The following is a 7,773-nucleotide window of genomic DNA, read 5'->3' as shown; positions in this document are numbered from 1 at the left end:
ATATCAAGAAAAGGACGGCATAAACCGTCCTTCTGCTTGGGCTAAAAACCCAAAATCTACTTTTTTAACCCCAATTGGCTAAAAACAAAAGACTGTCCTCATTTTAGTTATGGGGACAGCCTCCTTTTTTTTGTTATATTACATTCATCCCCTGCACTGAAACGTACATCCTATTCTACTCTGTCGTAATCGTCTTGCAGACGTATTATATCATCTTCGCCAAAGTAACTACCTGTCTGCACTTCGATAAAAACCAACAACTCCTTACTTTCATTTATTATGCGGTGCTTTGATCCCAATGGAATTGCTATACTTTGTCCATAAGAAACACTATATAAATCTCCATCCAACACTACAGTGGCTTGCCCTTGTACTATCGTCCAATGCTCCTCTCTAAATTTATGATATTGATATGATAATCTTTGCCCCGGCTCCACTTCTATCCTTTTTAATTTATAGTATGGAGTGTTTGCCAGTACAATATATCTACCCCAAGGTCTTTCACCAATTTCTTCCGCCATTATATTACGTTTGTCTTTATTTTGTTTGCCTATTTTTTACTTAAGCAAGGGTACAAAATTATAAAAAATTCTTCTAAACCACTTTGTAGAGGTGTGGATTCTTCATAGAGCGGCTCCCATTGCAATTGCATGCGAAGTACTATTATTTTGTAACTTTTCCGCATGAAAACACTTGTTGTCATTGGAACCATTTTCCCTGAGTCCAGCTCAAGTGCAGCAGGCGTAAGAATGAGGCAATTGATAGATTTTTTTAAATGGAGTAAATATACTATCCATTTTCTATCCACCTCTCCTATCGGTACACAAAGTGATAATCTGCCTGACGCCGGAATTAAAATTCATATAATAGAATTAAACTCCAATTCGGTTGAAGATCTTCTCTGTGCTATTAATCCAGAGATAGTTCTTTTCGACCGCTTTATTTCTGAAGAGCAGTTTGGATGGCGCGTAGCTTCCGCCGTTCCTGAAGCTTTAAGAATATTAGATACGGAGGACCTGCACTTTCTTCGTGCTGCCCGCAAGACAGCACTCCAGAAACAACTTCCAGTTTCTAGGGAACTACTTCAAAATGAGATAGCCAAGAGAGAAATCGCTTCCATACTTCGTTGTGATGTAAGTCTTATAATTTCAAGCTATGAATTTAAACTTTTAACCAATGTTTTCTCCCTTGATCAGACGATACTTTTCTATATGCCTTTGCTGGCACAACCTAGTCCCACAAACAATTCTTTTTCGCAGCGGGTTGATTTCCTGTCGGTTGGAAATTTTCGCCATGACCCTAATTGGCAAACTGTACTAAAATTAAATGCACTTTGGCCAAAAATAAGGGCCCAACTACCTGGAGCTAATCTGCATGTATTTGGGGCTTATCCACCCGAAAAGGCCATGAACTTAAATAATGCAACTAAAGGTTTTCTTGTGCACGGACATGCGCAGAACCTCGAGAAGGTTTACGCTACGGCACGTGTACTTTTGGCTCCAATACCATACGGCGCTGGACTTAAGGGTAAATTGATAGATAGTATGAAGTACGGAGTTCCTAATGTCACAACCTCCGTTGGAGCAGAAGGATTAGATCAGGCCGGTATTTGGAATGGTTTTATTACAGACGACGAACTGGATTTCGTACGCAAGGCGATAACTCTCTACGAAAATGAAAATCTATGGAATACCAGTCGATTGAATGGATTTGCTATTATTGAAAAGGCACTTAATGTTAGGGAATTTTACCCTAAATTACACGACTTGATTTATAAAATTCTTCTAGATTTACACGCACACCGACAAAAGAACTTTCTAGGTCAAATCCTCTCTCACCATACTCTACAGAGCACAAAGTACTTAAGTAGGTGGATTGAAGCGAAAAATAAAAAGTAGCTAAATGTTGCTATTTGCGCAGTAGCAGTGATACCCATTCTTCCAGTTGTAGCTTTTTTTCCAGAGTGAGTCCCGCTGCTGTACAAACCTTCATAATATCATCTACATCGAAAAAACACAGACCTGAAAGAAGTAATTGTCCACCTCTATTTAAAACTTTTTCGTAGTGGGGAATATCAGAGAGCAATATATTTCTATTTATATTGGCAAGTATAATGTCAAAGGTATCGTTTCCAAGTAAGGCACTGGTTCCTAATTTAATTTCAATGTCGACGTTGTTTCGCTTAGCGTTTTCTATGGAGTTCTCCACCGACCACTGATCGATGTCAATACCTAATGTGCGGCCTGCACCCTTCATTTTCGCATAGATAGCTAAAACCGACGTGCCGCATCCCATATCTAGTACAGATTTACCCGTTAGGTCCATGGAGAGCATCTGTTCGATCATCAGATGTGTGGTAGGATGGTGTCCTGTACCAAAAGACATCTTAGGCTGTATGACGATTTCCTCCATGGAAGTGTCCTGAGGGTGAAACTCTGCCCGAATGCGCACTTTTTCTGCCACTACAATCGGAGAAAAATTCTTTTCCCATTCTTCATTCCAATTTATATTGGGCATGGGTTCTGACTCAAACGTAATTACTACCTCCGGCTGATTGAAAATATATAGGTCCTGGACTTTCGCCCGGTCAAATAAAGCAGTAGGTATATAGGCTTTTATTCCGTCGAATTCTTCCGTAAAGCTATCGTATCCTATCTCAATCAGTTCTGCCATGAGAATTTCATTCCATGGTGTGAGAGGAGTTATATTAAACTTAACTTCTGTATAATCTTGCATGATGCAAAGTTAAAATAAATGGGCCTTTAAACAGACCCATGAATGCATTAAAAAGAATGTTAAACTAAGAACTAAAAGCCTCAATGATTTTTGCAAAATCAGTGACTTCCAGTGCCGCGCCCCCAATAAGGCCCCCATCAATATCTTCTTGAGAGAATATTTCCTTGGCATTATCAGGCTTCACAGACCCTCCATATAAAATGGAAATTTCCTGTGCCACATTATCTCCGTATTTAGAGGCTATCAGTGTTCTTATATGTTTGTGAATTTCCTGCGCTTGCTGAGGGCTGGCCGTTTCACCGGTACCAATAGCCCAAACAGGTTCATAGGCAATCACCACTTTTACTATTTCTTCTGCTGATAAACTAAAAAGTGCTACCTCAGTCTGATTTTTCACAATTTCAAAATGTTGGCCACTACGACGCTGTTCTAAGGTCTCACCATTACAATAAATTGGCGTTAGACCTTCCTCCAATAGATTCTTTATTTTTCGGTTGCAATGGGAATCGGTCTCACCGTGGTATTGCCTGCGTTCAGAATGGCCTACAAGGGACCCAAAGGCAGAGAGTGATTTTATCATACTGGCCGAAATTTCACCAGTAAACGCACCGCTTTGATGGGCACTTACATCCTGTGTCAACACCTTAACTCCGGAGGTCTCTAATAGATCTACGGCCATGGAGGTATACAGTGCAGGTGGAGCTACCATCACTTCACAGCTGGGCTGACTATTTCTGGTATAACTTAGGATCTGGGTCAGGAGTTGTTGGGCCTGAAAAAAATCTTTATTCATTTTCCAGTTACCCGCTACAATATTCTTTCTCATTTTCATAATTAATTTTTAATTCCTTCTAGTTTGAACATAAAAGCATATACTAAAGCTACGTCTTTCAGATAATCAAACCTTCCAGAAGCTCCACCATGTCCATAGGACATATCGGTCTTCAAGAGGATTACGTTATTGCCCGTATTGTAGTCCCGCAGCTTAGCAGTCCATTTTGCAGGCTCAAAGTACTGTACTTGTGAATCATGAAGACCCGTGGTAATGAGCATATTGGGATAAGCGACTGCTTTTAAATTTTCATAAGGTGAGTAGGATTTCATATAATCGTATGCATCCTTATTGTTAGGATTACCCCACTCATCGTATTCGTTGGTGGTAAGAGGAATAGATTCATCTAACATAGTATTGACCACATCGACAAAAGGCACCTGAGCAATAATACCCTTCCACATAGAAGGCTCCATATTTGCCACTGCACCCATCAAGAGTCCTCCAGCCGAGCCACCTTGTCCATAAAGTTGTTCAGGTGTGGTATATTTTAAATCTATCAGGTACTTTCCTACGTCAATGAAATCAGTGAAAGTATTGATCTTTTTCATCATTTTTCCGTCTTCGTACCACTTCCGACCCATCTCCTGACCCCCACGAATATGGGCTATAGCATAGACAAATCCTCGATCCAATAGGGAAAGCCTTGTGGAGCTGAAGGAAGCATTCATGGAATTACCATACGAGCCATATGCATAAAGTAAAAGCGGATTGCCCTGTTGTTTCTTAAGATCCTTTTTATAGACCAAGGATACTGGAATTTTAGTACCGTCCTTGGCTGTAGCAAACACCCGCTGGGTAACGTATTGGCTACGATTGTAGCCGCCCAGTACTTCTTGTTCCTTTAATAAGGTACGCTTACCTGTTAGTAGATCCTGTTCATAAATAGAAGAAGGTGTAGTCAGAGAGGTGTAGCCGAAGCGGAAGTTGTTCGTATCGTACTCTGGATTAGATGAGGGACTTAAAGAATAAGCAGGTTCCTCAAATTTTAGAAACGACCTTTTACCATTTTTTCGATCTATGATCACCAATTGGTTAAGACCATTTTCTCTCTCTTGGATCACTAAAAAGTTCTTAAACTCATCAATTCCTTCAATAAGTACGTTGTCACGATGCGCCACAAAGTCTTTCCAGTTCTCCACCGTAGTTTTTGATAAAGGCGTCTCCACAATTTTGAAATTTAAAGCATTATGGTTAGTAGTGATCAAAAACCTATCTTCTAGCGCGGTCACATCATAAAGCACATCTTTCATTCTAGGCTGTACTACCTGAAAAGCTCCATTAGGGTTGTCTGCGGAGAGGTATCGCACTTCCGAAGACGTAGTTGCAGACGAAGAGATAAAGATAAAGTTACCGTTCTTAGACTTGTACTGTCCAATATAATTGCTGTTGTCTTTTTCGTGGTACACAACTTTGTCCGATTTGCTGTCCGTCCCCAGAGTGTGCCTCATGATTTTCTCTGATAGCAGTGTCTGAGGGTTTTTTGCCGTATAAAAGAGCGTTTGGTTATCATTTGCCCACGTGGCACTACCACTAGTATTAGTTATTCCCAGATCTTTAATTTCGCCTGACTTAAGATCTTTTATATACAGACGGTACTGCCTTCTTGAAACATCATCAACGCCAAATACCATCTTTGAATTATCAGGACTGACGCTGAACCCTGTGGCAGAATAGTATGGCTTCCCTTCGGCGAGTGCATCTACATCTAGCAGCACTTCTTCAGAAGCCTGTAGTGAACCCTTTTTTCGCACGTACTTGAAATACTGCTTACCCTCTTCTGTTTTAGTATAATAAAAGTAACCATTTCTAAATACAGGAACTGACTCGTCCTTTTCTTTAATGCGCCCACGCATCTCTTCATAGAGATTTGTTTGGAGGCCTTCTGTATCTTTCATCATCGCTTCCAGATACTGATTCTCTCTAGTTAGGTAATCAATTACTTTTGCAGAGTCCTTACCCTTTTTAAAGTAGTCAATCATCCAATAGTAAGGATCATCAACTGTTTCTCCATGAATGGTTCGTACATGCGTCTGCTTTTGCGCCTCGGGTGCTTTTACCTCAGGCCATATTTGGGCATTCGAAATCATTGATAACATGCAAGTGCTGGCTAAGATTAATTTTTTCATACAATAAAAGTTTATAAGGCCCACAGGTTCTTGAGTAGCAAGTAAAACCGGTGCTCATCTTCATTTACTTGCTCGTCTGCCTTAATCAGAGATTTAGCAAACGTCAGGAAATTTACACGTTCTTCTTCGACAGAATCTTCCAGAAAGCAACGCGCATGAAACTCAAAGTGGTCCTTCCATTCCTCAGGCTTAAGGTGTGCTATGGTATCCAGTTCATTATCTAAGTTCATTCGAAAAGGAAACTCATCGGCTAAATACTGTTGTATTTTAATTCCTTCCTCCGGGGCAAATTCATTGTCCACTGCGGACAAAATCATCAACAAGTGGTATCCGGCAATGGATTTATTTGATTTTTGCAGCATAATTATAGTTTGTTTGTTGTATATATTTAGATCTTACTGATATTCGTAGACAGGCACTTTTCTGATAATCTTTCCTTTTTGCAGCACCATTACGAAAGGATTACTTCTAGCTATAGTTTTTATTGCAGTACCGTCCATCGTGGCATTCTTAATCTTGCTGAATGTGTTGCTAGCGGTCGAAACGCCGAAAACAAGAGGGTTTGCTCTAACTTTTCTCTCTGCCTGTGCAATTTGTTCGGTAGTTAAACTTTTAGGATCATAGGAAAATAAAAGTACCACATGGGAGGCGCTCAAAATGTCTTCCGTAATATCCATACCGTCGGCTTCTATTTTGAACTTGGATATTTCACTTTGATAACCTTGTTTTACAAGCTCGGTTCTAGTAAGCTCATCCTGTATAACCCAGGGAGTTCCTTCCTCCCATAATGCCTTAGTGGCAACGTACTCGTCCTGATCCACTTCCTTTGTTTCATTGGTTGTGGGATTCAAAAGAGTATACACTGTCTTATACTGCGAAGGATTCTGGTTTAACTTATTACGTTCCACGACAAGGTCGGTTCCAATTTTGTAGCTACGAAAATCAATAAGAGGCTCGCTATAGATACCCATGTAGATAAAATAGGACGCAATTAGCATCAATATTCCAACCCCCCAAATTCCAGCGCGTCTTGATGGAATTGTTGGAGATTTAAAATTACTTTGCCTGAACCAAAGAATTACTAACCCAACAAGCAGTACCAAATCCTTTATAAAACTTTGCCACGGAGTCAACTTAAGTGCATCTCCAAAGCATCCACAGTCAGTAACCACATTAAAATATGCGGAATAAAAAGTAAGGAAACCAAAAAATATGCATAGTACAATAAGTGCAAGTAAAACTTTTTGGTATTCCAATTTAAACAGAAGGGCCAGCCCCAACAAAAGCTCTAACATCACGACAAATACAGCAAATACTAAAGCATACGAGGAAAGAAATTCGAGGTTGAACACGGACGGAGAGAAATACTCCTCTAGTTTAAAAGAGAATCCAACAGGATCAACCGCCTTAACAAAACCGGAAGCAATAAAAACAACCGCTAGAAAAATACGTAGGGTTTCAGTCAATCCTTTTTTTATGGTTTCATTCATAGTGCAGTCTCCTTTTCCAAGTTATTTTCTAATTCATCAAACTTAATAAGGCAAAAAACCGCATAATTAATCATGTCGAAGTAATTTGCTTCAATTCCTTCGGATACCAAAGTTGCTCCCTTATTGTCTTCTATTTGTTTCGTACGTAATACTTTCTGGTATATCAGGTCAGTGATCGATGAGATGCGCATTTCTCTCCATGCCTCTCCATAGTCGTGGTTTTTCTTTTCCATCAAAGATTTGGCTTCTCCCGCCAAACGCACATAGAGAGAATGAATTGCATGATTATCATCTTGAAATGAAGATGCAGTACCTAGTTCCAATTGAATAAGGCCGATAATGGCATAGTTAATAATTGCAGTAAATTCATCCTGAACTGAATCATCTATCATCTGCACTTTTTTGTCCTGCAGGGTACGTATTCTACTTACTTTAATAAAAATTTGATCGGTAATAGAACTGGGCCGCAGCACTCTCCACGCCGCACCGTAATCCTGCATTTTCTTTAAAAAAAGCTCTTGGCACTCTGCCATTACTTTGTCAAACTGTATCGATGTATCGGTCATAAACAAGCTCAATGTTCAAA

8 protein-coding genes are annotated in these 7,773 nt (G+C 39.9%); 1 reads left to right on the top strand and 7 read right to left on the bottom strand.

Annotated features, from left to right (window positions below):
* Positions 1–170: 170 nt before the first annotated feature.
* Entirely contained in the window at positions 171–521 is a 351-nt protein-coding gene (locus tag IC612_RS02775) for a phosphomannose isomerase type II C-terminal cupin domain (protein ID WP_194738645.1), read from the bottom strand.
* 162 nt (positions 522–683) lie between these two features.
* On the opposite strand from IC612_RS02775, the gene IC612_RS02770 reads away from it, so the two are divergent.
* A complete protein-coding gene (locus tag IC612_RS02770; protein WP_194738644.1) occupies positions 684–1,898 on the top strand; it encodes a glycosyltransferase in 1,215 nt (404 codons plus the stop codon).
* Positions 1,899–1,908: 10 nt separating this feature from the next.
* Here the strand turns inward: IC612_RS02770 and prmA are convergent, their stop codons facing one another.
* The 6 genes from prmA to IC612_RS02740 all read right to left on the bottom strand — a co-directional run bounded on the left by prmA (position 1,909) and on the right by IC612_RS02740 (position 7,753).
* Complete coding sequence (gene prmA, locus IC612_RS02765) at positions 1,909–2,736, bottom strand: 50S ribosomal protein L11 methyltransferase (RefSeq protein ID WP_194738643.1); 828 nt, start codon at positions 2,734–2,736, stop codon at positions 1,909–1,911.
* 64 nt (positions 2,737–2,800) lie between these two features.
* On the bottom strand, positions 2,801–3,562 hold the full coding sequence (gene tpiA, locus IC612_RS02760; protein WP_194738642.1) for a triose-phosphate isomerase: 762 nt from the start codon (positions 3,560–3,562) through the stop codon (positions 2,801–2,803).
* Positions 3,563–3,570: 8 nt separating this feature from the next.
* Positions 3,571–5,697 carry a S9 family peptidase gene (locus tag IC612_RS02755; RefSeq protein ID WP_194738641.1) on the bottom strand — a complete coding sequence of 709 codons (2,127 nt, stop codon included), beginning with the start codon at positions 5,695–5,697 and terminating at the stop codon, positions 3,571–3,573.
* Positions 5,698–5,708: 11 nt separating this feature from the next.
* A complete protein-coding gene (locus IC612_RS02750; protein WP_194738656.1) occupies positions 5,709–6,056 on the bottom strand; it encodes a tellurite resistance TerB family protein in 348 nt (115 codons plus the stop codon).
* Positions 6,057–6,092: 36 nt separating this feature from the next.
* Positions 6,093–7,187, bottom strand: a complete 1,095-nt coding sequence (locus tag IC612_RS02745) for a BT_3928 family protein (protein WP_194738640.1) — start codon at positions 7,185–7,187, stop codon at positions 6,093–6,095.
* Positions 7,184–7,753 carry a DUF1599 domain-containing protein gene (locus IC612_RS02740; RefSeq protein ID WP_194738639.1) on the bottom strand — a complete coding sequence of 190 codons (570 nt, stop codon included), beginning with the start codon at positions 7,751–7,753 and terminating at the stop codon, positions 7,184–7,186. The genes IC612_RS02745 and IC612_RS02740 overlap by 4 nt, the downstream gene beginning before the upstream one ends.
* Between the last annotated feature and the right edge of the window lie 20 nt (positions 7,754–7,773).

The sequence above is a fragment of the Planobacterium oryzisoli genome, from assembly GCF_015354315.1.
GTDB lineage: Bacteria > Bacteroidota > Bacteroidia > Flavobacteriales > Weeksellaceae > Planobacterium_A > Planobacterium_A oryzisoli.
This window is presented reverse-complemented; position numbering and strand designations above follow the sequence as displayed.

What these genes read in the sequence shown, in the direction of transcription:
- IC612_RS02770 (WP_194738644.1), top strand. Translation starts at nt 684, where the DNA reads ATGAAAACACTTGTTGTCATTGGAACCATTTTCCCTGAGTCCAGCTCA.
- IC612_RS02755 (WP_194738641.1), bottom strand. Translation starts at nt 5,697, where the DNA reads ATGAAAAAATTAATCTTAGCCAGCACTTGCATGTTATCAATGATTTCG.
- tpiA (WP_194738642.1), bottom strand. Translation starts at nt 3,562, where the DNA reads ATGAGAAAGAATATTGTAGCGGGTAACTGGAAAATGAATAAAGATTTT.
- IC612_RS02740 (WP_194738639.1), bottom strand. Translation starts at nt 7,753, where the DNA reads ATGACCGATACATCGATACAGTTTGACAAAGTAATGGCAGAGTGCCAA.
- IC612_RS02745 (WP_194738640.1), bottom strand. Translation starts at nt 7,187, where the DNA reads ATGAATGAAACCATAAAAAAAGGATTGACTGAAACCCTACGTATTTTT.
- IC612_RS02775 (WP_194738645.1), bottom strand. Translation starts at nt 521, where the DNA reads ATGGCGGAAGAAATTGGTGAAAGACCTTGGGGTAGATATATTGTACTG.
- prmA (WP_194738643.1), bottom strand. Translation starts at nt 2,736, where the DNA reads ATGCAAGATTATACAGAAGTTAAGTTTAATATAACTCCTCTCACACCA.